Here is a 26,770-nt window from a genome sequence, read left to right on the forward strand (position 1 = left end):
GCCCGTTCCGGCCTGCACCGGACTGGCCGAACAGCCCTCTACACGATCCGCCCCTCAGTCCCCGGCGGGGCCGAATCGCTCCGTCCGGACGCGGGCCGGGTCGTGCCCCTGGGCGACGAGCATGCGTGCGACCGCCTCGACGAACCCCGTCGGGCCGCACACGTACACCCGCGGTTCCAGCTCGGGCGGCCAGCCCCACGAGGCGACCTCGGACGACGTCAGCCGGCGCGGGCCGCGCAGCGCCGTCAGCGAGACCGCGCGGGTGTAGATCGTGCTGGCCTCGAAGCCGTCGCCGCGGGCTGCGAGCGCGTCCAGCTCGTCGGTGTAGAGCCGGTCGTCCGGCGTGCGCACGGAGTAGATCAGGCGGAACGGCGTGCGGTCCCCGGCGGCGCGGCGGGCGCGGACCATCGACATCACCGGGACCAGACCCGAGCCGCCGGCCAGGAGCAGCACGGGCGTGCCCGCGTGCCGCGCCGGGTCCCAGACGAACCAGCCGCCGATCGGCCCCCGTACCTCGATCGCCGATCCGACCGGGAAGTCGTCGACGAGGTAGGGCGACACCTCGCCGTCCCGGACGCGCTGGACCGTGACCTCGACGCGGCCGGCGCCCGACGGCGTCGGGCCGCTCGCGATCGAGTAGGACCGCTCGGCGGTGTAACCGTCGGGGGCCGTCAGGCGCAGGTCGAGGTGCTGCCCGGCCTGGTGCCCCGGCCACGCCGCGACGTCGAGCACGAGGGTCTCGGCCGAAGGGCTCTCGGTGCGCCGTCCGACGAGCGTGGCGACCTGCCAACCCGACGGGACGGCGTAACGCTCGCCGAGCCGCGCGCCCTGCGGCTCCGCTGCGCCGGTCGCCCCGGTCAGCTCGACGACCCCCGTCGCCTCAGAGGCCTCTGGCGTGGTGGCCGATCGACGTGCCTCAGTCACCCTGGTACCTCTGCTCGCGCCACGGGTCGCCGAGGTCGTGGTAGCCGAGCTTCTCCCAGAAGCCGGGCCGGTCCGTCGGCATGAGGGTGAGCGAGCGTACCCACTTGGCCGACTTCCAGAAGTACAGGTGCGGCACGAGCAGCCGGGCAGGGCCGCCGTGCTCGGGATGCAGCGGCTTGCCGTCGTACGTGTGCGCGATCCACGCCTTGCCGCCCAGCAGGTCGGCGACCGGGAGGTTGGTCGTGTACCCGCCGTACGAGCCGACCATCGCGAAGTCGGCGGTGGACTGGACGTCGGCGAGCAGCACGTCGAGGGAGACGCCGCGCCACCGCGTACCGAACTTGGACCAGCGCGTGACGCAGTGGATGTCGACGGTCGGCTTGTCCTGCGGGAGCGCCATCAGGTCCGCCCACGTCCAGGTCTTCGCAGCGCCGGACTCGTCGGTGACGGTGAAGCTCCACCGCGAGCTGTCGATGTTCGGCGTCGGGCCGGCCGAGAGAACCGGGAAGCCCTGCTCCTCGTACTGGCCGGGAGGGAGGGTCACGCCCTCGGGCCGAGCCCGTCCCTGGAAGCCCGGGGTGAGTGTGGCGCCGAGGCCGTGGTCGAGTCCGACGGGGTCGGGGCCGCCCGCTGCGGGCGGGGTCGTGCTGGTCATGCCTCAAGGTAGTGCGACGACGGGCGCGACGTCATCCACGGACCGGGCGACATCACCCGCGAGCGCATCCGGACTCCGATTCAGACCCTGACTCGGACTTGGATTCAGACTCGGGCTCGGGCTCGGGCTCGAACACAGCCCGGCTTAGGCGAGCCCCTCCTCGTGCAGCGTGTCCTGGGCGATCTTGAACGCGCGGTTGGCGCTCGGCACCGAGCAGTAGATCGCCGTCTGGAGCAGCACCTCCTTGATCTCGTCGACGCTCAGCCCGTTGCGGACGGCGGCCCGGACGTGCATCGCGAGCTCGTCCCAGTGCCCGCCCGCGACGAGTGCGGTCAGCGTGATCATCGAGCGGCTTCGCCGGTCGAGGCCGGGGCGCGTCCAGATCTCGCCCCACGCATAGCGCGTGATGAGGTCCTGGAAGTCGGCGGTGAACGACGTCGTGCCCACGATCGCGCTGTCCACGTGCCTGTCCCCCAGCACCTGGCGGCGGACGGCGGCGCCGTCGTGCCGGCGCACGTCGTCCCCGCGCTCGGGCCTGCGGCTCAGCGGCCCGATGCTGCCGAGCGAGACCGCGCGACTCCGGGCGTCGCCGCTGTGCGGCTCGCTGCTCCCACGCGCGGACTCGCCGCTGCCCGGCGGCTCGCTCGCGTTCGACGCCGGGCCGCGGTCCGACACAGGGTCGTCACTGGCGGATGCCCCGCCGCTGTTGGTTGTCCCGCGGCTGTTGATTGTCCCGCCGCTGCTCGACGTCGCGTTGCTGGTCGACGTCACGTCGGTGTCCAGCGCCTCGCCCGCGTCCACTGTCTCGTCGCTCTCCAGCGTCGCCCGCTCCTCCAGGGCCTCGCCGCCGTTCGACGCCGGGTCGCTGTTCGACGCCGGATCGTCGCCGTCCGACGCCGCGCCACTGTTCTGGACCTCGCTGCTGTCGGTCACGCTGTCACCCTTCCCATGACGAGGTCGCGCACCAGGTCGGCCACGGCCTGCGGCCGCTCGGCGGGTGCGAGATGTGCTGCGCCGTCGACCACCACGAGCCGTGCGCCGGGGACGGCGTCGGCGATCTCCTCCAGTTTCGCGGGAGGGGTGGCGGGGTCCGTGCTGCCCGCGACCGCGACGACGGGCACGGCGACCGAGCCGAGTCGGCCCCGCAGGTCGTGGGCGCCCACGGCACCACAAACGGCGGCGTAACCGAACCGGTCGGCGGTCTGCAGGCTGCCGAGCAGGCGCAGGGCCACCTGCGGTTCGCGGTCGAGGAACCCGGGCGCGAACCAGCGCCGTGCCGCCGCCTCGACCTGGGTGGGGGTCCCCGCCCGGCGTACCAGGTCGGCGCGCTCGGCCCAGCCCGACGGCTCCCCGAACCTGGTCGCCGTGCAGATCAGCGCCGCGCCCAGCACCCGGTCGGGCGCATCGAGCAGCAACCGCTGGCCGACCGCGCCGCCCACCGAGACCCCGGCGTACCAGAACGGCGCGCCGACGTCCCCGCGCCGAGCCTGCGCGCGCTCCACGACGTCGAGGACGGCACGCGCGAGGTCGGCGATGCTCAGCCCGTCGAGCTCGGCCGCGGTCGGCGTCGGCGCGGTGCCGTGGCCGGGCAGGTCCCAGCCGATCACGTCGAATTCACTCTGGGCAGCGCCTGCGTCGGCAGCATCAACACCAGCGCCGATAGCGCCAGCAGCGTCGGTAGCGCCAGCGGCTCCTGTCACCGAGAACCCAGCAGGCACACCGCCACGGGCCGGAGCCCCCTCATCCGCTGCGGCTCCTTCGACGGGCCGGACAGCACCGGCCAGCAGCTCGGCGGCTTCGCCCCACAGCGCCGATACCGATGTGCCCAGGGACGGCCCCAGCACCAGGAGCGGGCGGGTGGCGTCGCGCAGCGCGAACTCGACGGCGCCCAGCCGGGGTCGCGCGGTCATGCGTCCTGCCTCGTCTGTTCGGCGTACTGGCGCAGCACCCGGTCGACGACGGCGGACGCCGCCCCGACGTCATGTGCTGGTTCGGCGTCGGACGCCGCCCCGACGTCGAGCGCAGGTCCGACGTCGGGCACCGGTCCAGCGTCGGGCAGGCCCTCATGCAGGTTCCGGGCCACGGCTTCGGCGTCGACCTCCAGACCCTCCAGGAGCTCCGCCGCCGCGTGGGCCGACCCGACCGCGTGCCGGGCGAGCTGCTGCAGGGCGGGCCACTCGGCGTGCCACGCGCCGTCGGACCGCTCGTCGACCGCGAGCGCCGCCGCCGTGAGCAACTGCGCCGCCAGGTGCGGCGCGGCGATCGCCGAGCGCCGCACCAGCACCGACAGCACCGGGTTGCGCTTGTGCGCCATGGCCGACGACGTCCCGCGTCCCGGCGCGGCCGGCTCACGCAGCTCGTCGACACCCGGCCGGACCGCCTGCAGCACGTCGTTGGCGACCTTGCCGAGCGTCACGCAGGTCTCGGCGAGCGCCGAGGAAACCCGGACGACGGGAGTCCGCGTGACGTGCCACGGCGCCGGTCCGACCGGCAGCCCGAGCTCGGCGCCCCAGGCCTCGACGAGGTCGAACGCGGGACGCGCGGAGCCGTGACCGTCGGCGGACACGGCGCCGTCGGCGGACCTTGACCCGTCGGCGGATCCGCTCACCCCGGCTTCCTCGGACAGCCGAGCACTTTCAGACGGCCCCGACCTCTCGGCCCACCCGACATCCTCAGGGCGTATAGCACCCCCGGACTGCTCGGCCCTCTCAGACCGCCCAGCGCCCTCAGACTGCCTAGACCCCTCAAGCGGCCCGGCACCCTCAGACTGCCCGGCGCCACCGGATGGCTGAGTCGCGCCACTCAGCCCAGCCATATCGGACACCTCAAGCACACCGGACAGCTCGCCGGCCGCGCCGCCGTAGGAGAGCGGGAGCGCGTCGGACACCGCGGCCAGGAACGCGCGCGCGGCGAGGATGCCCTGCAACCATCCGGCGAACCGGGCACCGAGCGTGGTGGGCACGGCCGCCTGCGCGAGCGTGCGGGCGAGGGCGGGTCGGTCGCGATGCTCGGTCGCCAGCCGGGCCGCCGCCTCAGCGGCGCGGTCCAGATCGGCGACGGCGCCGTCCGCGGCGTCGCGCAGCACGAGGACCAGCGCGGTGTCGAGCACGTCCTGCGAGGTGAGGCCCGCGTGCACGACCGGCGCGAGGCGCGGCCCCACGGCCTCCCGGAGGGCGGCCACCAGCGGGATCACCGGGTTCCCGCCGGCCGCGCCGGCGTGGGCGAGCCGGGTGGCGAGGGCCAGCGCGTCGTCGTCCGCGCCGGCGAGGCGTTCGACGACGGCGTCGATCTCGACGGCGTCGATCTCGGCAGCAGTCGCACCCGGGTCTGTGTCCGCATCCGAGTCCGGGTCCACGTCCGGGTCCGGGGCCGGGTTCGGGGCGGAGCCGGGACCCGCAGCGCGATGCCGGACGACGACCCGGACCCAGGCCGCCTCGGCACGGAGCATGGCCCGCAGCACCGCCACGTCGTCGGTGACGGCTGTCGGAGAACCCGGAGCGAGGTCGGCGCCGGGCGTCAGGAGGCCGACGTCAGGCATCCGTGCCGCCCGCCGCGTCACCTGGCGTGTCACCTGCTGCGCCACCTGGCGTGTGACCTGGCGTTTCACCTGCTGTGGCAACTGGTGTGTGACCTGGCGCAGCGCGGTGTGCCGCCGAGTCGTACGTGAGGAACACGGTCTCCTCCTCGCCCTCCGGGCCGCCCTGGAGACGGATGTCGAACCGCAGCGACCCGTCGGGTTCGCGCACTGTGACCAGGGTGGCTCTTCGGCCGGGTTCCAGCGAGGCGAGCAGCGGCTCCGCGGTCAGTGGGTCGGCGGTCAGTAGGTCGGCGGCCAGCGGGTCGCCGCCTCCGGGGCCAGCCCCGTCCGGCAGACCGACACCGCTCGGTTCGGAGGCTCCCGCTGCTTCTGGTGTTCTCCCTCGTTCAGAGCCTCCCGCGGGTTCAGAGCTTCCCGCAGGTCCAGAGCCTGCCTGCACGTACGCGCGGGTGTGCAGGCGGTCCTGGAGGCCGCGGGCGAAGACCGTCACCGCGAAGAACGGCGCCCGGCCCGGTTCCGTGGCGCCCGGCGTCAGGGTGCGGAACCAGTAACCGCCCTCGCGGTCCGTCTCGGCGCGGCCCCAGCCGGTGAAGGTTCCGTCGCGCAGGAGGGAGCCGGACCTGCCGACGACGGCCCCCGCCGGGTCTGCCTGCCAGACCTCGATCATGGCGTCGGGGACGGGCGCGCCCGCGCCGTCGTACACGGTCCCGTGCAGGCGCACCGCTCCGGGCGTCCCCGCCTCGACCAGCTCGTTGCCGCGCGCGTAGGGCAGGGCGTAGCCGAAGAACGGTCCGACGGTCTGCCCCGGTGTCGGCTCACTCATCGCCGTCCTCCGGCTCGGTCCAGGTGCGGTGCGATCCCGACAGCACGATGTCCCACCGGTACCCGGTCGCCCACTCGTGCTCCGAGACGTCGTGGTCGTAGGTCGCGATCAGCAGCTCGCGGGCCCGAGGGTCCTGGATGGACTGGTAGATCGGGTCGAGGGCGAACAGCGGGTCGCCGGGGAAGTACATCTGTGTGACGACGCGCTGGGTGAGCTCGGTCCCGAACAGGGAGAAGTGGATGTGCGCCGGGCGCCACGCGTTGAAGTGGTTCTTCCAGGGGTAGGGACCGGGCTTGATGGTCTGGAACTGGTACCAGCCGTCGTCGTCGGTGAGCATGCGGCCGACGCCGGTGAAGTTCGGGTCGACCGGCGCCGGGTGCTGGTCACGCTTGTGGACGTAGCGGCCCGCCGCGTTGGCCTGCCAGACCTCGACGAGCTGACGTCGCACGGGCCGCCCCTGGCCGTCGACGACGCGGCCGCGCACCACGATCCGCTCACCGATCGGCTCGCCACCGTGCTGCACCGTCAGGTCGGCCTCCAGCGCGCCGATGTCCCGCTCGCCGAAGACGGGCGCGAACAGCTCGATGGTCTCCGGGTCCGCGTGGTGCAGGTCCTTGGTCGGGTGCCGCAGGAGCGAGCTGCGGTACGGCGGCCAGTCCCGGCGCGGGCCGTGCTCCCGCGGCGCGCCCTGCGCCAGGCCCTCGTCGTACGCCCGGTGCGCGGCCTCGATCTCGGCGCTGAGCTGCGCCTGGGTGTCGACGGCGGCGTCGGGCCCGGACTTGGCGAGTGCCCTGTGTGGTTCGGTCATCCTTGTCTCCCTCTCGACGTCCTTGTCGTGCACGGCAGCGCCCGCTCGGCTCACGGAGCCTTCTCCCCGAGCACCGGGCCCCAGCCGGTGTACCCCTCCGCGAGGTACCGGCGGCCGGACTCCGAGGCGGTGAGCGTGCGCAGCTCCGCCAGGCGCCGTCGGGCCGCGAAGCCCGTCTCGCCGGGGTGGGAGTGCAGCATGCCGCTCATCCACGCGGAGAAGTGCTGCGCGCGCCACACGCGTTCGGCGACGCGGCGGCCGTACTCGTCGAGCACGGTGTCGTCCGGACGCCGGCCCGGGCGCCCGCCCCGCGATGTCCCGGCTGCGCTGCCTGCACTGCCTGCGCTCGCGAGCCAGGTCAGCAGCACGTCGTGCAGCACGACGACGTCGGCGAGCGCGAGGTTCAGCCCCTTGGCGCCGGTGGGCGGGACGGTGTGCGCGGCGTCGCCGGCGAGCAGCATGCGGCCGTGCCGCACGGGTTCGACGACGGACGAGCGGAAGCGCAGTACCGACCGCTCCTCGACGGGGCCCTCGACGAGCCGGAAGCCGTCGGGCCCGGCGACGCGGCGCTGCAGCTCGGCCCAGATCTGGTCGTCGCTCCAGCGGCCGGGGTCCTCGTCGGGGTCGCACTGGAAGTAGAGGCGCTGGTGCGTGTCGGTGCGCTGGCTGATCAGGGCGAACCCGTGCTCGGACGCCGTGTAGACGAGCTCGGGCGCGCTCCGCGGCGTCTCGACGATCACGCCGAACCACGCGTAGGGGTACTCGTGCACGAAGGTGCGGCGCTGCGCCTCGGGCAGCGTGTGCCGCAGGGTCGAGTGCGAGCCGTCGGCGCCGATCAGCACGTCGCACCGCAGCTCGTGGGTGTCGCCGTCGGGGTCGGTCCAGAGCACGCCGGGCCGGTCGGTGTCGCCGTCGAGCACGTGGGTGACGGCGCAGCCCCAGCGGACCTCGCCGTCCGGCCTGCCCCCGGTGTCGGTGCCAGAGCTGCCAACACCGCCGTCCGCGCCGCCGCCAGCGCTGCCGTCAGCGCCGTCCGCCGCGCGCCGGTTCGCCAGGTCGACGAACACGTCGGTCTGCGGGTAGAGCCACACGCTGCGCCCGGTGAGGCCGGTCAGGTCGATGCGGTGGTCGGCGCCGTCGAACCGCAGGACGATGCCGTCGTGCCGGGAGCCGTCGCGCAGCACGCGGTCGAGGCCGGCGTCGACCAGGGCCTGCACCGCGCCGGCCTCCAGGATTCCGGCGCGGTGGGTGTGCTCGATCTCCTCGCGGGTGCGCGCCTCCAGCACCACGTGCTCGACGCCGGAGCCGTGCAGCAGGTGCGAGAGCAGCAGCCCGGCGGGGCCGCCGCCGACGATCGCGACCCGGGTCCGTTCGGGTGTTCGTGGTGCGGGCAACAAGTCCTCCCGGGATTCGGTCACCTGGTCGAGCAGGTCGAGCAGGTCAGTCGATCGAGCTAGTCGAGCAGGTCGGTCGGTAGTGCGGGGCAGTCCGAGCAGGTCGCACACCACCTAACGCATCCGCGCCAGGTCGGCCTCGATCGCGGCGGCCGCCTTGAGCAGCGGCGGCAGCAGGTGCCGCAGCAGCTCCGGGACCTCGCCGCGCCGGACGGGCGCCGAGACGTTGACCGCCGCGACGACGTGGCCCGTCCCGTCGTGCAGGGGCGCCGCGACCGACCGGAGCCCGTCCTCGAGCTCCTGGTCCACGAGCGCCCAGCCCTGCTCGCGCACCTCGGCGAGCGCGGCCCGCAGCTCCCCGGGGTCGGTGATGGTCCGCGGGGTCAGCGGCGGCAGCGTGCCCGACGGCGCGGCCGTGACCAGGTAGGCGTCGAGCGCGGCGGGCTCGGCGTGGGCGAGGATCGCACGGCCCATCGACGTCGCGTACGCCGGGAACCGGGTGCCGACCCGGATCGACGCGCTCATGATGCGCCGGGTCGCGACCCGGGCCACGTAGACGATGTCCGCGCCGTCGAGCACCGCCACGGACGACGACTCGCCGACCTGCTCGGAGAGCTTCTCGAGGTGCGGAGTCGCGAGGTCGGGCAGGGTCAGGCTGGAGAGGTATGCGTACCCGAGCTCCAGGAGGGCGGGCCGCAACGTGAACTCGCGACCGTCGGTCGCCACGTACCCGAGCTCGACGAGCGTGTGCAGGAACCGCCGCGCCGACGCCCGGCTCAGCCCCGTCTCCCGGGCGACGTCGCTCAGGGTGAGGGAGCGCCGGTCGCCGTCGAACGCCCGGATCACCGCGAGGCCTCGTTCGAGCGACTGCACGAACGCGGGCGAGCGGGCGCCGTCGTCGGGCACGCCGGGCTCGTCGGCCTCGCCGGGCCGACCTGGCACGGGCTCCTCACGCATCCGGTCCCCCCGTCGCCGAGGTGAGCCGCGCCGCGTCGAGCGTGCGCGCCCCCTGCTTCGCCTGCTGGACCAGCTCGTACACGTGGGTGCGCAGGCGGGCGAACTCCGGCGCGCCGCGGGTGCCGAGCTGGTCGCGGTCCGGCCCGAGGCCGACGGCGACGTCCTCCAGCAGCACCGTGGGCCGCGCCGACAGGACGAGCACCCGTTCGCCGAGGTAGATCGCCTCGTCGATGTCGTGCGTCACGAAGACGACCGTGATGCCGAGGCGCCGCCACAGCGCGCGCACCAGGTCCTCCAGCTCGAACCGGGTCTGCGCGTCGACGGCGGCGAACGGCTCGTCCATGAGCAGCACCTGCGGCTCGTAGGCGACGGCGCGTGCGATCGCGACCCGCTGCTGCATGCCGCCGGAGAGCTGCCAGGGGTAGGCGTCCGCGACGTCGGCCAGGCCGACCGCCGCGAGCGTCTCCTCCACGAGCTCGGCCCGACGCCGCTTCGCCACGCCCTTCTCCCGCAGCGGCAGCTCCACGTTGCGGGCGACGGTCAGCCACGGGAACAGCGACCGCCCGTACTCCTGGAGCACCACCGCCATGCCTGCGGGCGGCCCCGTGACCGGCGTGTCCCCGAGCAGCACCTGGCCCGACGTCGGGGGCAGGAGGCCGGCCAGGCAGCGCAGCAGCGTCGTCTTGCCGGCGCCCGAGGGTCCGACGACGCAGACCAGCTCGCCCGGGCGGACCTCGAACGTGAGGTCGGCGACGGCCTCGACGGGCGCGCCGCCTCTGCTGCCGGCGCCGCTGCTGCCCCGCGCGACGCCGCCCCGCGCGATGCCTCCGTACACCTTGCGCAGGCCGCGCACGTCGAGCCGCGCCCCGCCGGTGTGATCGACGGCCGGGTCGACGGCGGCGGGGTCGACGACGTCGGGCACCGGACCGCCCGGGCTCACCGAACCGGCTGAACCTGCTGCTCTGCTCATCTCACGCACCTCCGTGCTGGGACTGCCGGTACCCGAGGTACCAGCGCAGGACCGCGCCGGTCACGGCCCGGAAGACGAGGGACAGCAGCACGCCGACGACGCCGAGCAGGATGACCCCGCTCCACATCTCCGGGATGGCGAAGCTGCGCTGGAACTGCACGATCGAGAAGCCGAGGCCGTCCTTCGCCGCGAACATCTCGCTGATCACCATCAGGATGATCCCGATCGACAGCGCCTGCCGGGCGCCGGTCACGATCTGCGGGCTCGCGCCCCGCAGCACGAGGTGCCGCACCGTCGCGACGCGGCCCAGCCGGTAGGCCCGCGCGGTGTCGCGCAGCACGGGGTCGAGGCCGCGCACGCCCTCGACAGTGTTCAGCAGGATCGGCCAGAGGCAGCCGGTCGCGATCACGACGATCTTCATCGAGGTCCCGATCCCGAGGAACAGCATGAGGATCGGCACGAGCACGGGCGGCGGGATCGCGCGGAAGAACTCCAGCACGGGCTCCGCGAACGCGCGCAGCGCGCGGGAGGAGCCGATCGCGACTCCGAGCACGACGCCGACGACGAGCGCGACGGCGTACCCGGCCAGCAGCCGCAGCAGGCTCGGCACGACGTCGGTCACAAGGCGGCTCCCGGCGAAGCCCTGACCAGCAGAGCCCTCGAACCACGTCTCCCCGAACGTCCCGACGATCGTGCGCAGCGGCGGGTTGAAGTACGACGTGCTGGAGGCGGTCAGGACCCACCACGCCGCGAGCAGTACGGCGGGCAGCCCGACGACTAGCAGCACCGATCGCAGCGCGGACGGCAGCCCCGACCGCACCTCGCGCCCGAGCCGTTCGCCGGGTCTCGCGCGCGCAGCACCAGTCGCCGACACACCTTCCGTCGTCCATGCAGCGCCCGTCGCCAACCCAGCGCTCGTCTTGCGAACACCGCCCGTCACCCGGCCCGTCACAGCGCGCTCTCCCCGCGGACCGACGGGTGCCAGAACAGGGTGCGGCGCTCCAGCGCGCGGGCCACGAGGTTCACGACGACGCCGAGCAGTCCCGCGACGACCACGTACGCGTACATGGAGGCGACCGCCCCGGAGGACTGCGCCACCCCGAGCAGCCGGCCGATGCCGGGCGTGCCGATCAGCAGCTCGCCGGTCACGGTCAGGATCAGCGCGACGCTCGCCGCCAGGCGCAGGCCGGTCATCGCGTACGGCAGCGTCGTCGGCCAGACGAGGGTGCGGACGCGGGTCAGCGACGAGAAGCGGTACGAGCGCGCCGTGTCGGAGGCGACCGGGTCGACGTCCTGCACACCGGCGAGCACCTGCACGAGCACCTGCCAGAAGCTCGCGTACACCACGAGCAGCAGGGTCGAGGCCATGCCGGTGCCGTACAGCAGGATCGCGACGGGGATCAGCGCGACCGACGGCACGGGCCGCAGGAACTCGATCGTCGACGCCGTCACGGCGCGCAGCAGCGGCACCGACCCGATGACGACGCCGAGCACGACGCCCGCGACCAGCGAGATCACCAGGCCGGTGCCCCACGTGGTCAGCGTCTGCCCGAGCGCCGTCCAGAACTCGGGCCGGCCCAGGCGTTCGGTCAGGGCGGCCAGGATCTGCGACGTCGGCGGCAGGTACCGCGCGTCCATGAGCCCCAGCCGCGGCACGAGCTCGACGACCGCGAGCAGGGTCGCGACCCCGCCCGCGCCCAGCACCCAGGCGGGCACCGGACGGCTCCCGCTCCGGCTCGGGTTCCGGCTCAGCACACTGCTGGTGCCAGGACGACGGAGAGGACCGAGAGAACGGCTCACGGCAGGAGCTGGTCGACGTCGACGGCCTCGTCGAACAGGCCCTGCTCCAGGCCGAGGTCGGCCAGCACCTGGAACGACGACGCCTCCAGCGCGGGCGGGAACCGCGGCATGACCATGGCCTCCTTCACGGCCGGGTCGATCTCCGTGTAGGTGTCCAGGACGGCGCGGGTCTCGTCGGGGTGCTCCTGCGCGTACGTCAGCGACTCCTCCATGGCGGCGGTAAAGGCCTCGACGGTCCCGGGGTCGGCGGCGATCTGCTGGTCCGACGTGAAGTACGCCGCGATCAGCAGGTCGGGGTCGGTCTCGGCGAAGTTGGACGCGACCACCCGGGCGCCGTCCTGCAGCGCGCGGGTCAGGTGCGGCTCCACGATCCACGCGGCGTCGACCTGGCCCCCGGCGACGGCGGCCGGCATGTCCGGGAACCCCATCTCGACGAACTCGACGGCGGCCGGGTCGCCGCCCGCGTCGCCGACGACCTTGCGGATCGTCGTGTCGCCGATGTTGTTCAGCGTGTTGACGGCGACGGTCCGGCCGGCCAGGTCGGCTGCGTCCTGGACGTCGGAGTCCTCCGGGACGACGACGGCGCTGAAGTCCTCGCCCGGCACGCCCGTCGTGGAGTTGCCGGGCGCGACCGCAGTGAGCGGCAGACCCTGCGACGACGCGACCAGCAGGGACGTCACGTTGCTGAACCCGAACTGGTACTCCCCGGCGACGACGGCGGGCACCACGGCGGCGCCGCCCTGGGCGAGCTCCAGCGTGACGTCGAGCCCCTGGTCCTCGAAGAAGCCCTCCTGGACGCCGAGGTAGATCGGGGCGACGTCGACGATCGGGATGACGCCGACCGTGACGGGCGTGAGCCCGCCGTCGTCCCCGCCGCCCCCGCCGCCCGATCCAGGACCCGATCCGGGAGCGGACGGGCCGCCGCACGCGGCCAGGAGCAAGACGGCCGCGGCCGTCACGAGAACGGGGGCGGCAGCAGATCTGGCAGCGGAACTGGCAGCAGAGAAAGTACGTCGCACTGTGGTTCTCCCTTGAACGCGGTGCTGAACGTGGTGCTGTGTGTGGTGCTCGGGTGTTCGGTATCCGAACGGTTGTGCCCATAAAGAACATAGCGACCTCGGCGGGGCAGGGTCAACGGTGTCCGCCCTGGCAGCCGGACACCTCGGCGAGGACGTAAGCGATCACCCTCATTGCCCGCCGTCCGACCCTCGCCCTACGATCCATCTGCCCCGAATTTCACCCGCTCGACATCCTCGACCACGCGCCCGGATCAGCAGGACTCACGAGAGGCCCGTCATGGAACGCACGGACCGTCCGACCTCCCTCGGCTCCACCACTCGCTCAGCCGCCACTCGCTCAGCCGCCGCCCGCACCGCCGCGGCCGTCGCCGCCACGCTGCTCGCGCTCGTCGCCCCGGCCACCGCCGCCCACGCCGACCCGCCACCCAACCTGCCGCAGAACGCGAGCGGCTACGAGCAGTCCTTCTCCCCCGCCTACGACTACGACGGCGACGGCTGCTACGCGACGTCCGCGATCGGCCCGGACGGAACGCTGGCGACCGGCCTCGCGATCGGCGGCGCCGTCAACGGGAGCTGCCGCGACCAGTGGGACCTGGACGCCACGCAGACGTACGCGCGGGAGAAGTGCAACAACGGCTGGTGCGCGGTGATGTACGCCAGCTACTTCGAGAAGGACCAGACCATGGACGGTCCCGTGGCGGTCGGCAGCCACCGGCACGACTGGGAGCACGTCGTCGTGTGGGTGGAGCAGGCGAGCAACCAGGTCGAGCACGTCTCGATCACGGAGCACAGCGGCTCCGCGACCTACCCCCGCTCACAGGTCCGGTTCGAGGGCTCGCACCCGAAGATCGTCTACCACAAGGACGGTCCGAGCACGCACCTGTTCCGGCTCGCCAACGGCAACGACGACCCGCCGGAGAACCACTACGGCACCTGGCGCTACCCGCCGATCGTGGGCTGGGACGGCTGGCCCAGCACCTCGCTGCGGGACCGCCTGATGACCGCCGACTTCGGCGGGGCGACCATCAAGATCGACGACGGCGACTTCACCTACTGGCTGGACCGGATGAAGCCGGCCGGCATCCCGTTCGACCCGGCGGCGTAGCTCCCGAAGCCCCGCAGTCCGACGGCGAGGTCAGACGGCAAGGTCAGACGGCTAGGCCGCGCGCGGCCGGGCGGACGGCGGCGTCCGCCAGGCCGACGCCGCCTGCCCGGCTGACGACGCCTGCCCGGTTGAAACTGTCCGCGCGGCCGACGGCGTCCTCGGCGAAGAGCCGCTCCAGCCTCGCGAGGTCGCCTGACCTCGCCGCGGCGACCAACGCCTCCAGCAGCGCCCGCCGCTGAGCCGCGAACACGGTGCTCCGCCGGCCCGAGTCGATGTGCTTGCGCGCCCGGCTCACGAGCTGACGCGCGGCCGCCTGCGAGAGCTGGACGATGTTCGCGATGTCCGCGTAGGCGTAGTCGAACGCCTCGCGCAGCACGTAGGCGGCGCGCTCGGTGGGCGTGAGCCGTTCGAGCAGCACCAGCACGGCCACCTCCAGGTCCTCCGCCTGCTCGACGCCGAGCGCGGGGTTTTGACTGCTCGTGCCGTGCATGTCCACCTGCGCGGCGAGCCACGGCCCCGCGCACGTCTCGTAGCGGGTGCGCGCGCTCCGCAGCACGTTGATGGCCAGCCGCGTGGTCGTCGTCGTCAGGAACGCGTGCGGGTTGCGGACGACGGACCGGTCCGTGGTGTGCCAGCGGATCCATGTCTCCTGCAGCACGTCCTCCGCCTCGACGACCGAGCCGAGCATGCGGTACCCGATGCCGAACAGTCGCGGGCGGACCTCCGTGAAGACGGCGACGGCCACGTCCAGGCTCGCGCCACTCCGCTCTGCGTGTCCCTGCCGTGCTTCTTGCTGCCCTGATGGAGGGCCGGGACTACGGGCGCGCGGTGCGGTCATGACTTACCTCGGGGACGAACGGCCGTCACAGCCGGCGCCCCCGACCGGTCGTACGTGTGAGGCCGATAAAAACACGGCCCCGGGTCACCTGTCCTGCGCTACCCGAACCGGAGGACTCCAGGGATGCCCATCCACATGCATCGAGCAGCAAGGAGACAGACATGAGCGAGCACGTGCTCGAGCCGGCGGCCCAGGCGTTCGCCGACGCGACCGCGAGACCCCCGTTGCTCTACGAGCTCGGGGTCGAGGGAGCCCGCAAGCTCCTGGACGACGTCCAGGCGGCGCCGGTGGACAAGCCGGACGTCGACGAGAAGTGGATCACCGTGCCGGCCGACGTCGGCGACGTCCGGGTGCGGATCGTCAGGCCGGTCGGCACGTCGGGCGGCGGGTCGGGTCTGCTGCCCGACCTGCTGTCCGGCCCGACGGCGGCGCTGCTCCCGACCATCCTCTACGTGCACGGCGGCGGCTGGATCCTCGGCAACGCGGGTACCCACGACCGGCTCGTGCGCGAGCTTGCCGTGGGCGTCGGCGCCGCGGTGGTCTTCGTGGAGTACACCCGGTCGCCCGAGGCGCAATACCCCGTGGCGATCGAGCAGGCCTACGCCACCGCGCGGTGGATCGTCCGCGAGGGCGCCGCCGAGGGGCTCGACGCCGGGCGCCTCGCCGTCGTCGGGGACTCCGTGGGCGGCAACATGACCGCCGCGCTGTCGATCCTGGCCAAGCAGCGCGGGGACGTCACCTTCGTCCACCAGTCCATGTACTACCCGGTGACCGACGCCGGGCAGGACACCGCCAGCTACCGCGAGTTCGCCGACGGCCCGCACCTGACGGCCAAGGCGATGGCGTGGTTCTGGGACGCCTACCTGCCGGACCTGGGGCGGCGCGGCGAGATCACCGCGTCCCCGCTGCGGGCGACCGCCGAGGATCTCGCGGGCCTGCCCGAGGCGTTCGTCGTCGTCGACGAGAACGACGTGCTGCGGGACGAGGGCGAGGCGTACGCCCGCAACCTGCTGGCCGCCGGCGTCCCGACCACGACGGTTCGCTACAACGGCACGATCCACGACTTCCTGATGCTGAACCCGCTGCGCGGCACCGCCGCGACCACCGCCGCCCTGGAGCAGGCCGTCCACGTGCTGCGCAAGGCCTTGGGCACCACAGACCGAGCAGTACCGAGCAAGGGAGAGCAGTCATGACCACACCCACCGTCGTCCTCGTCCACGGGGCGTTCGCCGAGTCGTCGAGCTGGAACGCCGTCGTCGGGCACCTGCAGCAGCAGCTGGTGCCGGTCGTCGCCGTGGGCAACCCGCTGCGGTCCGTCGCGGGTGACGCCCAGTACGTGCGCGACGTCGTCGCGTCCATCCCCGGTCCCGTCGTCCTGGCCGGCCACTCCTACGGCGGGATGGTCATCACCGAGGCCGCGGCCGGCAACCCGAAGGTCGTGGGCCTCGTCTACGTCGCGGCGTTCACGCCCGACACCGGGGAGAACGCGCTGACCCTGTCCGGTAAGTTCCCCGGCAGCACGCTCGGCGGGGCGCTGCAGGCCTACCCGGTCTCGACCGGCGGCAACGAGCTCGCGATCCGGCCGGAGGTGTTCGGCGAGCAGTTCGCCGCCGACGTCGACGCGGACCTCGCCGCCCTCATGGCCGCCACCCAGCGCCCGGTCACCGAGGCCGCCCTCACCGACGACCTGCAGGCGGCCGAGCCGGCGTGGCGCACGATCCCGTCGTGGTTCGTGTACGGCGACGCCGACCGCAACATCCCGGCGGAGCTGATCCGGTTCCAGGCCGAGCGCGCCGGGGCCCGCGCCGTGACCGAGGTGCCGGGGGCGTCGCACGCCCTCGCCGTCTCGCACCCGGTCACCGTGGCCGAGACGATCGTCACCGCGGTCCGCGCCACGTCGGACTGAGGTCGCACCGGCACCGCAGGGGCGCCACTACAGCCCCGCGCAGGCGGCGGCACGAACCCGCGACGCCGGACGGGAGCACCCGCTCCCGCCCGGCGTCGTCGGCGCGCGTGCCCGGTCGAAGAAGCCCTCCGGAGGAAGAGGTGCCCGGACGAGGGTGGCCGGGTGGGCCTTACTTCGTTCGTCTGCGCCACGGACCTTCTGGCTCTGCCGGACAGTCCGGGTCAGATGAACTTCGCGGTACCAGGACGATCAGAATTCAGCCGGCCCGGCACCCTCGCTCCGCGCACATCCCACCCGACGCCGCTCCCCCGGCCGGGCGTCAGAGGGCGCCGACGACCGAGAGGAGCTGGAGGCGGTCGTAGCTCTCCGTGCCGGGCACCGCGGTGAAGACCGTGAGGGCCTGGTTCTGGTCGGGGTCGAGCAGGGTCTGCCCGTGCAGCTCGACGAGGCCGACCTCGGGGTGGTTCAGCCGCTTGGGCTCGCAGTACGGGCCGACGACGGGGTGCTCGTCCCACATCCGGGCGAACTCCGTGCTGCGGCCGCGCAGCCGGGCGGCGAGCTCGCCGGCCGGGGACCTCGGTCCGGTCTGCGCCTGGAGGGCTGCGAGCCGGGCCGTGAGCGTGCGCCCGTGCCGCTCGTGGTCCTCCTCGGGGACGCGGTCGCGGGCGTGCACGTCGGTGAACCACCGGTAGGCGCGCACCCGCTCCGGCCCGGTGTACGACGTCTCGTCGCCGAGGAGCGCGACCGCCAGGCGGGTCTGCCGCAGGGTCTCGCCGAGCACGTTCTCGACCTGGGCGGGCGCGTCCGCCAGGCCGTCGAGGATGCGCATCATGCCGACGTTCACGTGGTCGCCGCGCCCGACCCGGCGAGGCAGGGGGTGGCCCGCGAGCTCGACGAGCCGGTCGCGCTCCTGCAGGCTCAGGCGCATGCCGTGCGCGACGGCCGCCAGCACCTGCTCCGAGGGCACGGGTCCACGCTGCTGCTCGATGCGGCTGTAGTAGTCGGCGGAGACGCCGCTCAGCGCCGCGACCTCCTCGCGCCGCAGCCCGCTCGTGCGCCGTCTCGGCCCGCGGGGCAGGCCCACGTCCTCCGGCTGGAGCGCCTCGCGGCGCGTCCTCAGGAAGTCGGCCAGCTGCTGGCGGTCCATCGTCGCCTCACTCTCGTCCTGCGTCTCAGTCCTGTCCGGCGGAACCCGCACCCGGGAACCGGACGCCCGTCAGGTCCTCGGACACGTCCCAGAGCCGGGCCGCCGCGGCCTCGTCGGTCGCCGCGCGGTACACGCGCTGCGGGGCGGAGCTGCCGGTGAAGTGACCAACGCCGTCGGGCCCGTAGAACGTCCCGCCGCCCGCCGCGGGGTCCGTGACCGCCTGCAGCGCGGGCAGCACGCCCATCTCGACGGGCTGCACAAACACGCCCAGGGCGAGGAACCGACGCATGACGGCGTCCATCCTCGGGGGCTCGGCGGCGCCCAGGCCAGGGCCCGCGCTGTACAGGCCCGTGTAGGTGGTGCCGGGGTGGGCGGCGTTGCTCACGATGCCCCAGCCGTTCGCGCGGCTGCGCCGGTCCAGCTCGAGGGCGAACATGAGCTGGGCGAGCTTGGCGGCGTTGTACGCGCGCACGGGCGAGTAGTCGCGCTCGCCGTTCAGGTCGGCCCAGTCGATCGCGCCGAAGCGGGCCGCGGCGCTCGACATCGTGGTCACGCGCGCGCCGGCCGTACCCGAGTCAGAAGCCCGCAGGAGCGGCAGCAGGCGGCCGACCAGCGCCATGTGCCCCAGGTGGTTGGTGCCGAGCTGGAGCTCGAACCCGTCGGCGGTCGTGTGCCGGGCCGGCGGCGCCATCACACCGGCGTTGGCGACCAGAAGGTCGATCGGGCGACCGTCCGCCAGGAGGCCGTCGGCGAGGTCGGCCACCGACTCCAGCGACGCGAGGTCGAGCGCGCGGGTCCCGACGACGGCGTCGGGCACCGCCGCCCGGATGCGCTCGACGGCCGCCGCCCCCTTGGCCGCGCTGCGCACCGGCAGCACGAGCTCGGCGCCGGCCCCCGCGAGCCGCTCGGCGAGCCCGAGGCCGATCCCGCCGCTCGCGCCGGTCACGAGGGCGAGCTTGCCGCCCAGCTTCGGCACATCGACGTCGATATACCTCCGGGGCCGATGCCTCACCGGGCCGCTGCTCACGGTTGTCTTGCGCACCGCTGCCCTGCGAACGGGGTTCTTGCCTGCGCCTGTCCTGCTCACGGCTGTCTTGCTCACGACGTCGTCCTCACGGCTGGTTCCGCGACCGGTCGGCCGACCGGTCCCGATCAGCGTGCGCGCGGCCCGAGGCCGGATCCAGGTTCGGGTTGTCCGTGGCTACGGCGCCCTTCCGCGCCGTCCCGACCGGGCGCCCGCGCCTGTGACCAGCACCACGTCACATCCGGTCGCGCTGTGTTGTCGAACAGGTAAGACCACCAGGAGGGTGTCATGGAGAAGATTCTGATCGTCGGCGGCGGCTACGCGGGCTTCTACACCGCGTGGGGCCTGGAGAAGAAGCTCCGCAGGGGCGAGGCCGACGTGACGCTCGTCGACCCGCACGGCTACATGACCTACCAGCCGTTCCTGCCCGAGGTCACGGCCGGCTCGATCGAGGCGCGGCACGTCATGGTGTCGCTGCGGCGGCACCTGCGCCGCACCACCGTCATCGCCGGCCACACCACCAAGATCGACCACGCGCACCGCACCGCGACCGTCCACACCAACGACGGCGCCCTGCGGGAGATCGCCTACGACACGATCGTCGTCACGGCCGGCGCCGTCACCCGGACGTTCCCCGTCCCCGGCATCGAGCAGGAGGCGATCGGCCTCAAGCACGTGGAGGAGGCCGTCGCGATCCGCGACGCCTTGCTGACCGCGTTCGACCGCGCCGCGCTGCTCCCGCCGGGGATCGAGCGCCGTCGGCTGCTCACGGTCACGGTGGTGGGCGGCGGGTTCACCGGCGTCGAGGTCTTCGGCGAGCTGCTCTCGCTGGCCACCGCGCTGCTGCGCTCCTACCCGGAGCTGGGCCGCGACGACCTGGCGTTCCACCTCGTCGACTCGAACAAGCGCATCCTGCCCGAGGTCACCGACGAGCCGGGTCGCTGGGTGGTGCGACACCTGCAGGAACGCGGCGGGCGTATCCACCTCGGCACCCAGGTCGTCTCGGCGGCAGACGGCCGGATCATGCTCTCGACGGGCGAGTCGTACGGCAACGGCCTGCTGATCTGGGCCGCCGGCAACGGCAGCAACCCCGTCGTCGCGAAGAACACGGACCTGCCGGTCGACGAGCGCGGCCTCATCCGTGCCCGCGCGGACCTGCGGGTCGGCACCGACGAGGCGCCCGTCCCCGACGCGTGGGCCGCCGGCGACAACGCGGCGGTGCCCGACCTCGCCTCCCCCGTCCCCGGCGCGCGGACCGTGCCGAACGCGCAGCACGCCGTGCGGCAGGGCAAGCTGCTGGCGAAGAACCTGGTCGCGGACCTGCGGGGCCGGAAGGTCAAGCCGTACCTGCACCACAGCCTCGGCGTGGTCGCGACCCTCGGCATCGGGCGCGGGATCTTCCAGTACAAGCGGCTGGTCATCAAGGGCTTCCCGGCCTGGATCATGCACCGCGGCTACCACGTCCTGGCGGTCCCGACCTGGGAACGCAAGGTGCGGGTGCTGCTCGTGTGGCTCTCGGCGGTCCTGTTCGGCCGCGACATCATCCCGCTGTCGACGGTGCAGGCGCCCCGCGCGGCCTTCCTCGCGGGCGGCGACCCGTTCGCGGGCTCGGGTTCGGGTTCAGGCACCGGCCCGACGACGGCGAAGGCCGCACCGGCTCCGGCCGCCGCGGCGACCGCAGCCCTCGCGGACGCCGAGGCTCCCGCCGCCCGGCCCGAGCTGAGCGTGGTGCGCGATGCCGGTTGACCGCCGTCGTCGGGCCGCGAACCGCCTGACCACGCGCCTGCGCGACCGGGTCGCGGAGCTGGGCCAGCGGCGCGTGCAGCTGCACTGGTCGAACCTGTTCGGCGTCGTGACCTTCACGTGCTTCGTCGTCCTGGCCGTGACCGGCATCCTGCTGTCGTTCACGTACACGCCGTCGAACGAGCTGGTCACCTACACCGGGCCGTACGGGCCGCTGCAGGGCGCGACCGTGACGGAGGCGTTCGCCTCGACGATGCGCATCTCGTTCGAGCAGACCGGCGGGCTGCTGTTGCGCCAGACGCACCACTGGGCGGCGCTGGTCATGCCGGCGTCGATCATCATGCAGCTGCTGATCACGTTCTTCAGCGGCGGGTTCCGCCGGCCGAGGCGCCTGAGCTGGGTGCTGCTGGTGGCGGCGTTCGTGCTGGTGCTCGCCGCCGGTTGGAGCGGGTACGCGCTGCCGGACGACATGCTGTCGGGCACCGGCCTGCGGATCGTGGAGGGCGTGGTGCTCAGCATCCCGTTCCTGGGCACCTGGATCGCCGGGCTGATGTTCGGCGGGCCGTTCCCCGGGCAGATCATCGAGAACCTCTACCCGCTGCACGTCGCGATCGCGCCGGGGCTGCTCGTCGTCGTGCTGATCGCGCGCGCGGCGCTCACCCTCCGGGACGGGCAGGCCAGGCAGTTCCGGCCCGAGCCCGTCGCGACGCTCGGCCTGCGCCTGTGGCCCGACGCCGCCTTCCGCGCCCTCGGCATGATGGGCATCACCGGCTCGGTGCTGGTGCTGCTCGGGGCGACCGCCACGATCAGCCCGGTCTGGACGTACGGTCCGGCGTCGGTGGGCGAGGTGGGCGCCGGGAGCCAGCCCGACTGGTACATGGGATTCCTCGACGGCGCGCTGCGGCTGGTCCCCGTGGGCTGGGAGACCGAGTGGTTCGGCTGGACGTGGACCTTCGCGACGCTGGTCCCGCTGGCGGTGGTGGCCGTGTACTTCGGGCTGCTGGTGGCCTACCCGTACGTCGAGTCCTGGGTGACCCAGGACCGGAAGCAGCACCACGTGCTCGACCGGCCGCGGCACTTCCCGGTCCGCACCGGGATCGGCGTGGCCGGGATGCTCTTCTACGGCGTGCTGTGGGGTGCCGCGAGCGCCGACATCGTCTCGACCGAGTTCAACGTGAGCTTCGAGGCGGTGATCACGACGCTGCAGGTGCTGCTGCTCGTCGGCCCGGCGCTGGCGTTCGAGGTCACGCGGCGCGTGTGCATCGGGCTGCAGCGCAAGGACCGGGAGATCGCGCTGCACGGGCACGAGACGGGGCGGATCGTGCGGATGCCGAACGGCGGGTACGCGGAGGTGCACCAGCCGACCGACGACGCCGAGCGGGCGCGGCTCGCCGTCGTCCCCGTGCCTGCGGCGCCCGGACGCACTGACGACGCCGGGCGGCTCCGCGGGGCCGAGCGGCTGCGCGGCGTCCTGGCGCGCGGGTTCGGCACGGGGCACGTGATTCCGGCGGCGGCCCGCGAGCAGGACCGCGGGGAGGACCGCGAGAGCGCTGGTGCGCTGGCGCCCGGAGGGGCGTCGGGCCGGGGTGCGGACCAGGCGTCTGGCCGGGCGGCGGGCCGATCGCTGGAACGGGCAGGCCGGGGCGGCGCCGGGCGGCGTCGGGCCTAGCCGGGGACCGCGCGCTGGAGCGGACGGACCGAAGCCGGGGCCAGCGGCGGCGGGCGCCGTCGGGCCTAGCCGGGGACCGCGCGCCGGAACGGACAGGCCGGGCCGCCTCGGGCCTAGCCGCCGAGCGCCTGGAACGCCTCGTACACCATGAAGGCCGGCCAGAAGAGGCCCTGGACGATGGCCCAGACGAACTCCCAGAACCCGTCGGCCTGCTGCCAGAAGTAGACCCAGGCGCCGATGACGCCGAGCCCGTAGATCGCGCCGCCGCCGGCGGCCCCCGCACGGTTGTCGCTCATGACCCACCTCCGGGCCCAACGCTACGCCGGGCGACGGGTGAGTTGCCTGGTAACCCATCCCCTTCGAGACCTAAGTTTCTTCGCTTTCAGCCGGCTCAAAGCGAAGAAACTTAGGTCTCAAAGGGGTGCTGCGTCGCGGAGGGTTGCTGCGTCTCGAAGGCGCGCCGGGTCTCGACGGCGGCTCAGGTCTCGGAGCCGGCTCAGGTCTCGAAGGCGTGCTGGGCGCGCACCAGCCAGTCGAGGAGCCGGGCCCGCTCGGCGGCGACCCCCTCGGACAGCCGGGCCGCGGCGTGCACCACAAGCCACGACTCCAGGTCGCGCAGCTCGCCCGGCGCGCCGTCGGCGTAGGTCAGCGCGTAGCCGCGGGTGAGCATCGACCGCCCGGCAGCGATCAGCCCGCGCTTGGCCAGCCCGGGCCCGCCCCGCGGAACGGCGGACAGCGGGTCGGCCCACTGGAGCAACAGGATCGCCCGGGCGTGGTCCGCCTCGGGCACGCCGCGCGCGGCGTTGGGCCAGTCGATGACGCTGACCCGGTCGCCTCCGACCATCACGTTGCCGGGGTGGTAGTCGCCGTGGCACAGCCGGTCGCCCGACGGCAGCCCGTCGAGCAGGCGCAGCGCGAAGCCCCGCAGCTCCCGGGACAGGGTCGCGCCGCCGATGCGGGCGGCGAGCACCTGGCGGACGTCGGGCAGGTCAGCCGGTCCGAGCACCTCGTGCACGGCGAGGTGGGTCTCGGCCAGGGTCCGCGCGAGCGCGCGCACCTGCCACGGCCGACGGCGCAGCACGTCGAGCATGTCGGCGCCGGCGAGACGCTCCAGCACCAGGCCGGGTCGCCCGTCGCTGGTCACGACGTCGACCAGCGCCGGGGCGACCCGGTACCCGGCGAGGCCGGCCAGGGCCAGCGCCTCGGTGTGGTGCCCGTCGAAGCCGGAGCGGTACAGCTTGACGACGGCGTCGGGCCCCCAGGCGTACACCTCGGCCTCGCGCCCGACGCCGATCCGGGGCCCGATGCTGTTCGGCCCGGCGGGCACCGGCTCAGCCGGGCCCGGCTCGACCGGAGTCGGCTCAACGGGGGTCGAGTCGGCAGGGATCGAGTCGGTCATGCGGCCAGTGTGGCGGACCGCCCGACCCCACCACCACCTCCGTTTCGGGTGGTTTTTCCAGCGGGCCGCTCCAAACTTTCATCCAGAAGAATCAAAATCATCACCCGGGTGATCTTCGGCTCCGCAGCAACAGATTCAGCACCCTGGCGGAGCGCACGGACTAACATCCGGTGGCCTGAAGCTACTGGTCACCGGAACAGAGGTCCAATGATGGATATCGCTGAGCGAATCGCTTCGCTGGCAACCAAGATCGAGCAGCAGAAGGCCGCGATCGAAACAGAGGAGGCGACAAAGAATGCCTTCATCATGCCGTTCATCGCGCACGTACTCGGCTATGACGTGTTCAACCCGGACGAGGTAGTCCCTGAGTTCACGGCTGACATCGGCACCAAAAAGGGCGAGAAGATCGACTACGCGATCGTCAAGGACGGCGAGGTCCAGATCCTGATCGAGGCCAAGCCCGTCGGCGCTCCGCTCACGCTCAACCACGCCTCCCAGCTCTTCCGCTACTTCGCGGTCGCGAACGCGCGAATCGCCATCCTCACCAACGGTCAGCGATATCACTTCTTCACTGACCTTGACAGGCCGAACCGCATGGACGACACACCGTTCCTGCAGCTGGACCTGCTCGAGCTCGACGAGTCCCTCATCCCCGAAGTGCAGAAGCTGACGAAGGAGACCTTCGATGTGGACTCCGTCGTCAGCGCGGCCGAGGAGCTCAAGTACATCGGCGCACTCAAGCGCGCTCTCGCGGCCCAGTTTCGCGATGCCGATGACGAGTGGATCAAGAACCTGACCGGTCGCGTCTATGAGGGGTCCTTCACGCAGAAGGTTCGTGAGCAGTTCCGTGGCCTTGTCGCGAAGGCGATGCAGCAATTCCTGGCCGACCAGGTCAACGACCGGATCAAGGCAGCGCTGGGCGGAAAGGTCTATGCAACGGCCGGCTCGACCGACCTGACGGCCGAGGCACCCGTCGAGGCGAGCCTCGACGCGGCCGAGCCGGGATCGGACCGCGGCCTCGAGACGACTCTCGAGGAGATCGAGGCATTTCAGATCGTGCGCGCCATCGCGTGCAGTGAAGTTCCGCCGGTCCGGATCGTCCAGCGCGACACGAAGAGCTACATGGGCGTGCTGCTCGACGACAACAATCGCAAGCCCATCGCGCGGCTCCACTTCAACAGAGGGCAGAAGTACCTCGGCCTCTTCGACGAGTCGAAGGCCGAGACCAGGCACCCGATCGAGTCGCTGGACCAGATCTACGACCACGCGGACCACCTGCGAAAGACCGTTCACTACTACGAGTGACAACACACGAAGCGCGCCGCCGACGGGACCCGACCCGCCTGCGGCGCGCTTCGCGCGTCTGGGGACCCTGACAGGAGCCACTCGCGCATCGACCACAGCAGTTGCTGCCAGCGGCGGGCCTCCTCTGGCAGCAACTGCTGTGGTCAACGGCGCGGAGTGAAGCGACGGCGGGGTTGCGAGGCAGCCGCCCGCCAGCCTGGGGCAGCTTGGGTGATTTATCGCATCAAGTGCCGACCTGGCTTGACTTCTTCAGGCTCGCCTCGCCTAAGTTAGGCACACCTAATTCCATACCGGGCGGTGTCCCGGCGTCCAAGGGAGCTGTCCGATGTCACGCCTGCCCGCAGCCGGCCCCGATCCCGCCGCGTCGCGTACCCCGAGCAGGTCGGCGTCCCACCCGACAGCCCAGCACCACACGCCCCGCCCCCACCCCCGCCGTCGCGCGCTCGGCGTCGGCGTGCTGCTCACGGTGACCGCCCTGGTCGCCGGGTGCGGCATGCAGCTCCCCCTCGCGGGCCACGCGGAGGACGACGGCGCCGTCGTCGGCACGCAGCCGCTGGCCGAGCTGGAGCCGATCGCCGACCCGCGCGCCTGGACCGGCGAGATCACGGTGGGCACACCCGACCGCCCCGTCGAACCCGTCGCCACCGACCCGAGCCCGGCGCTGCCCGCGACCGTCACGGACGCGCAGGGCACCGAGGTGACCGTCACCGACACCAGCCGCATCCTGGCGCTGGACCTGTACGGGTCGCTCTCGCGCATCGTGTTCGAGCTCGGGCTGGGCGACAGCGTCGTCGGCCGGGACATCTCGTCGGGCTTCCCGGAGATCGCGGACCGCCCGGTCGTCACGTCCAACGGCCACGAGCTCACCGGCGAGGCGATCCTCGACCTGGCGCCGACCGTCATCCTCACGGACACCACGCTGGGCCCCTGGGACGTGGTGCTGCAGATGCGCGACGCCGGCATCCCCGTCGTCGTGCTGGACAGCCACCGCAGCCTGGACACCTCCGCGGACCTCGCCGAGGCCACGGGCGCGGCGCTCGGCCTGCCCGCCGAGGGCAAGGCCCTGGCCGAGCGCACCGAGGCCGCCGTCGACGACACGCTTGCCCAGGTCGAGGCCCTGGCCCCGGCCGACGCCGCCGTCCGGCCGCGCGTGATCTTCCTCTACGTGCGCGGACAGTCCGGCGTGTACTACCTGTTCGGCGACGAGTCGGGGGCCGACTCCCTCATCGAGGGGCTGGGCGGGATCGACGCCGCCGCCGAGGTGGGCTGGAAGGGCATGCGCCCGCTGAACGACGAGGGCCTCGTGTCCATGCAGCCCGACCTGGTGCTGCTGATGACCGGCGGGCTGGAGTCCGTGGGCGGCGTCGACGGGCTGCTGGAGCAGGTACCCGCCCTGGCGCAGACGCCGGCCGGCGAGAACCGCCGGTTCGTCGCCATGGACGACACGGAGATCCTGTCGTTCGGGCCCAAGTCGGCCGACGTGCTCGACGCGCTCGCCCGCGCGTTCTACGCGCCGGAGAGCCTCTCGTGACGCCGACGACGCGCGCGTCCGGCAGCCCCGCCGTGAGCCCCACGGCCCGGCCGCCCGTCCAGCCTGCGGAGCCCGACGCCGGCTCGACCGCGAACGCGCACGCCGGGACGGACCCCGAGCGCACGGGCCCCGCGCCCAGCGAAACCAAGCACAGGGACACCAAGCGCAGGAACCCCCGGCGCAAGAGCCTCGGGCGCCTGCCCGACGCCGGTACC

Annotated in this window: 25 protein-coding genes; 7 read left to right on the forward strand and 18 right to left on the reverse strand. The window is 73.1% G+C overall.

Annotated elements, in window-relative coordinates:
• Window positions 1–54 precede the first annotated feature (54 nt).
• The 13 genes from FHX71_RS10750 to FHX71_RS10810 all read right to left on the reverse strand — a co-directional run bounded on the left by FHX71_RS10750 (window position 55) and on the right by FHX71_RS10810 (window position 12,828).
• Window positions 55–924, reverse strand: coding sequence for a ferredoxin reductase (locus tag FHX71_RS10750; RefSeq protein ID WP_312877004.1), 870 nt, complete (start codon window positions 922–924; stop codon window positions 55–57).
• The gene (locus tag FHX71_RS10755) at window positions 917–1,579 is read right to left on the reverse strand and encodes a sulfite oxidase-like oxidoreductase (RefSeq protein ID WP_220489634.1); all 663 of its coding nucleotides are present in this window, start codon (window positions 1,577–1,579) and stop codon (window positions 917–919) included. The genes FHX71_RS10750 and FHX71_RS10755 overlap by 8 nt, the downstream gene beginning before the upstream one ends.
• Window positions 1,580–1,723: 144 nt before the next feature.
• Window positions 1,724–2,125, reverse strand: coding sequence for a 4-carboxymuconolactone decarboxylase (gene pcaC / locus FHX71_RS10760; protein WP_220489994.1), 402 nt, complete (start codon window positions 2,123–2,125; stop codon window positions 1,724–1,726).
• Window positions 2,126–2,508: 383 nt separating this feature from the next.
• Window positions 2,509–3,489: an alpha/beta fold hydrolase gene (locus FHX71_RS10765; RefSeq protein ID WP_182616087.1), complete on the reverse strand. Its 981-nt coding sequence runs from the start codon at window positions 3,487–3,489 to the stop codon at window positions 2,509–2,511.
• Window positions 3,486–5,117 (reverse strand): lyase family protein, encoded by a 1,632-nt coding sequence (locus FHX71_RS10770; RefSeq protein WP_182616089.1) that lies wholly within the window; start codon window positions 5,115–5,117, stop codon window positions 3,486–3,488. Before FHX71_RS10770 ends, FHX71_RS10765 begins: the two co-directional genes overlap by 4 nt.
• A complete protein-coding gene (locus tag FHX71_RS29230) occupies window positions 5,110–5,940 on the reverse strand; it encodes a dioxygenase family protein (RefSeq protein WP_246402507.1) in 831 nt (276 codons plus the stop codon). Before FHX71_RS29230 ends, FHX71_RS10770 begins: the two co-directional genes overlap by 8 nt.
• Window positions 5,933–6,748, reverse strand: a complete 816-nt coding sequence (pcaH, locus tag FHX71_RS10780; protein ID WP_182616091.1) for a protocatechuate 3,4-dioxygenase subunit beta — start codon at window positions 6,746–6,748, stop codon at window positions 5,933–5,935. Before pcaH ends, FHX71_RS29230 begins: the two co-directional genes overlap by 8 nt.
• Before the next feature lie 50 nt (window positions 6,749–6,798).
• On the reverse strand, window positions 6,799–8,166 hold the full coding sequence (locus tag FHX71_RS10785) for an FAD-dependent monooxygenase (RefSeq protein WP_312877005.1): 1,368 nt from the start codon (window positions 8,164–8,166) through the stop codon (window positions 6,799–6,801).
• A gap of 90 nt (window positions 8,167–8,256) precedes the next feature.
• Complete coding sequence (locus tag FHX71_RS10790) at window positions 8,257–9,099, reverse strand: IclR family transcriptional regulator domain-containing protein (protein ID WP_220489636.1); 843 nt, start codon at window positions 9,097–9,099, stop codon at window positions 8,257–8,259.
• The gene (locus FHX71_RS10795; RefSeq protein ID WP_246402508.1) at window positions 9,092–10,069 is read right to left on the reverse strand and encodes an ABC transporter ATP-binding protein; all 978 of its coding nucleotides are present in this window, start codon (window positions 10,067–10,069) and stop codon (window positions 9,092–9,094) included. Before FHX71_RS10795 ends, FHX71_RS10790 begins: the two co-directional genes overlap by 8 nt.
• A 1-nt stretch (window position 10,070) precedes the next feature.
• Complete coding sequence (locus tag FHX71_RS10800) at window positions 10,071–10,856, reverse strand: ABC transporter permease (RefSeq protein WP_312877006.1); 786 nt, start codon at window positions 10,854–10,856, stop codon at window positions 10,071–10,073.
• 161 nt (window positions 10,857–11,017) lie between these two features.
• Window positions 11,018–11,785, reverse strand: coding sequence for an ABC transporter permease (locus FHX71_RS10805; protein WP_182616093.1), 768 nt, complete (start codon window positions 11,783–11,785; stop codon window positions 11,018–11,020).
• Between the two features lie 80 nt (window positions 11,786–11,865).
• The gene (locus tag FHX71_RS10810) at window positions 11,866–12,828 is read right to left on the reverse strand and encodes an ABC transporter substrate-binding protein (RefSeq protein ID WP_182616095.1); all 963 of its coding nucleotides are present in this window, start codon (window positions 12,826–12,828) and stop codon (window positions 11,866–11,868) included.
• Window positions 12,829–13,165: 337 nt separating this feature from the next.
• Here FHX71_RS10810 and FHX71_RS10815 point away from each other — a divergent pair, with 337 nt between their 5' ends.
• On the forward strand, window positions 13,166–13,993 hold the full coding sequence (locus tag FHX71_RS10815) for an NPP1 family protein (protein ID WP_246402509.1): 828 nt from the start codon (window positions 13,166–13,168) through the stop codon (window positions 13,991–13,993).
• A 43-nt stretch (window positions 13,994–14,036) separates the two neighbouring features.
• On the opposite strand, the gene FHX71_RS10820 is transcribed toward FHX71_RS10815, so the two are convergent.
• The gene (locus FHX71_RS10820; RefSeq protein WP_312877007.1) at window positions 14,037–14,738 is read right to left on the reverse strand and encodes a sigma-70 family RNA polymerase sigma factor; all 702 of its coding nucleotides are present in this window, start codon (window positions 14,736–14,738) and stop codon (window positions 14,037–14,039) included.
• Window positions 14,739–14,992: 254 nt separating this feature from the next.
• On the opposite strand from FHX71_RS10820, the gene FHX71_RS10825 reads away from it, so the two are divergent.
• Both FHX71_RS10825 and FHX71_RS10830 read left to right on the forward strand, forming a co-directional pair.
• Window positions 14,993–16,024 carry an alpha/beta hydrolase gene (locus FHX71_RS10825; protein ID WP_182616100.1) on the forward strand — a complete coding sequence of 344 codons (1,032 nt, stop codon included), beginning with the start codon at window positions 14,993–14,995 and terminating at the stop codon, window positions 16,022–16,024.
• Entirely contained in the window at window positions 16,021–16,737 is a 717-nt protein-coding gene (locus FHX71_RS10830) for an alpha/beta fold hydrolase (RefSeq protein WP_182616102.1), read from the forward strand. The genes FHX71_RS10825 and FHX71_RS10830 overlap by 4 nt, the downstream gene beginning before the upstream one ends.
• Window positions 16,738–17,056: 319 nt before the next feature.
• On the opposite strand, the gene FHX71_RS10835 is transcribed toward FHX71_RS10830, so the two are convergent.
• Window positions 17,057–17,884, reverse strand: coding sequence for a helix-turn-helix transcriptional regulator (locus FHX71_RS10835; RefSeq protein ID WP_182616105.1), 828 nt, complete (start codon window positions 17,882–17,884; stop codon window positions 17,057–17,059).
• A 25-nt stretch (window positions 17,885–17,909) separates the two neighbouring features.
• On the reverse strand, window positions 17,910–18,896 hold the full coding sequence (locus tag FHX71_RS10840; RefSeq protein WP_312877008.1) for an SDR family oxidoreductase: 987 nt from the start codon (window positions 18,894–18,896) through the stop codon (window positions 17,910–17,912).
• A gap of 300 nt (window positions 18,897–19,196) precedes the next feature.
• On the opposite strand from FHX71_RS10840, the gene FHX71_RS10845 reads away from it, so the two are divergent.
• Together FHX71_RS10845 and FHX71_RS10850 are read left to right on the forward strand one after the other, a co-directional pair.
• A complete protein-coding gene (locus FHX71_RS10845; protein ID WP_182616107.1) occupies window positions 19,197–20,654 on the forward strand; it encodes an NAD(P)/FAD-dependent oxidoreductase in 1,458 nt (485 codons plus the stop codon).
• A complete protein-coding gene (locus tag FHX71_RS10850; protein WP_246402515.1) occupies window positions 20,644–22,320 on the forward strand; it encodes a cytochrome b in 1,677 nt (558 codons plus the stop codon). Before FHX71_RS10845 ends, FHX71_RS10850 begins: the two co-directional genes overlap by 11 nt.
• Before the next feature lie 113 nt (window positions 22,321–22,433).
• On the opposite strand, the gene FHX71_RS10855 is transcribed toward FHX71_RS10850, so the two are convergent.
• Window positions 22,434–22,616, reverse strand: coding sequence for a hypothetical protein (locus tag FHX71_RS10855; protein WP_182616109.1), 183 nt, complete (start codon window positions 22,614–22,616; stop codon window positions 22,434–22,436).
• A gap of 200 nt (window positions 22,617–22,816) precedes the next feature.
• Entirely contained in the window at window positions 22,817–23,719 is a 903-nt protein-coding gene (locus FHX71_RS10860; RefSeq protein WP_182616111.1) for a phosphotransferase family protein, read from the reverse strand.
• Window positions 23,720–23,929: 210 nt separating this feature from the next.
• Here FHX71_RS10860 and FHX71_RS10865 point away from each other — a divergent pair, with 210 nt between their 5' ends.
• Together FHX71_RS10865 and FHX71_RS10870 are read left to right on the forward strand one after the other, a co-directional pair.
• On the forward strand, window positions 23,930–25,024 hold the full coding sequence (locus FHX71_RS10865) for a type I restriction enzyme HsdR N-terminal domain-containing protein (protein ID WP_182616113.1): 1,095 nt from the start codon (window positions 23,930–23,932) through the stop codon (window positions 25,022–25,024).
• A 325-nt stretch (window positions 25,025–25,349) separates the two neighbouring features.
• The gene (locus FHX71_RS10870) at window positions 25,350–26,555 is read left to right on the forward strand and encodes a heme/hemin ABC transporter substrate-binding protein (protein WP_246402517.1); all 1,206 of its coding nucleotides are present in this window, start codon (window positions 25,350–25,352) and stop codon (window positions 26,553–26,555) included.
• The last annotated feature ends 215 nt before the right edge of the window (window positions 26,556–26,770 follow it).

Origin of the sequence: Promicromonospora sukumoe (assembly GCF_014137995.1) — a bacterium.
GTDB lineage: Bacteria > Actinomycetota > Actinomycetes > Actinomycetales > Cellulomonadaceae > Promicromonospora > Promicromonospora sukumoe.

Excerpts from the sequence above, each read along its gene's own strand:
- FHX71_RS10755 (WP_220489634.1), bottom strand. The coding sequence starts at position 1,579 with ATGACCAGCACGACCCCGCCCGCAGCGGGCGGCCCCGACCCCGTCGGA.
- FHX71_RS10765 (WP_182616087.1), bottom strand. The coding sequence starts at position 3,489 with ATGACCGCGCGACCCCGGCTGGGCGCCGTCGAGTTCGCGCTGCGCGAC.
- FHX71_RS10770 (WP_182616089.1), bottom strand. The coding sequence starts at position 5,117 with ATGCCTGACGTCGGCCTCCTGACGCCCGGCGCCGACCTCGCTCCGGGT.
- FHX71_RS29230 (WP_246402507.1), bottom strand. The coding sequence starts at position 5,940 with ATGAGTGAGCCGACACCGGGGCAGACCGTCGGACCGTTCTTCGGCTAC.
- pcaH (WP_182616091.1), bottom strand. The coding sequence starts at position 6,748 with ATGACCGAACCACACAGGGCACTCGCCAAGTCCGGGCCCGACGCCGCC.
- FHX71_RS10790 (WP_220489636.1), bottom strand. The coding sequence starts at position 9,099 with ATGCGTGAGGAGCCCGTGCCAGGTCGGCCCGGCGAGGCCGACGAGCCC.
- FHX71_RS10795 (WP_246402508.1), bottom strand. The coding sequence starts at position 10,069 with ATGAGCAGAGCAGCAGGTTCAGCCGGTTCGGTGAGCCCGGGCGGTCCG.
- FHX71_RS10815 (WP_246402509.1), top strand. The coding sequence starts at position 13,166 with ATGGAACGCACGGACCGTCCGACCTCCCTCGGCTCCACCACTCGCTCA.
- FHX71_RS10825 (WP_182616100.1), top strand. The coding sequence starts at position 14,993 with ATGAGCGAGCACGTGCTCGAGCCGGCGGCCCAGGCGTTCGCCGACGCG.
- FHX71_RS10830 (WP_182616102.1), top strand. The coding sequence starts at position 16,021 with ATGACCACACCCACCGTCGTCCTCGTCCACGGGGCGTTCGCCGAGTCG.
- FHX71_RS10835 (WP_182616105.1), bottom strand. The coding sequence starts at position 17,884 with ATGGACCGCCAGCAGCTGGCCGACTTCCTGAGGACGCGCCGCGAGGCG.
- FHX71_RS10845 (WP_182616107.1), top strand. The coding sequence starts at position 19,197 with ATGGAGAAGATTCTGATCGTCGGCGGCGGCTACGCGGGCTTCTACACC.
- FHX71_RS10850 (WP_246402515.1), top strand. The coding sequence starts at position 20,644 with ATGCCGGTTGACCGCCGTCGTCGGGCCGCGAACCGCCTGACCACGCGC.
- FHX71_RS10855 (WP_182616109.1), bottom strand. The coding sequence starts at position 22,616 with ATGAGCGACAACCGTGCGGGGGCCGCCGGCGGCGGCGCGATCTACGGG.
- FHX71_RS10860 (WP_182616111.1), bottom strand. The coding sequence starts at position 23,719 with ATGACCGACTCGATCCCTGCCGACTCGACCCCCGTTGAGCCGACTCCG.
- FHX71_RS10865 (WP_182616113.1), top strand. The coding sequence starts at position 23,930 with ATGGATATCGCTGAGCGAATCGCTTCGCTGGCAACCAAGATCGAGCAG.
- FHX71_RS10870 (WP_246402517.1), top strand. The coding sequence starts at position 25,350 with ATGTCACGCCTGCCCGCAGCCGGCCCCGATCCCGCCGCGTCGCGTACC.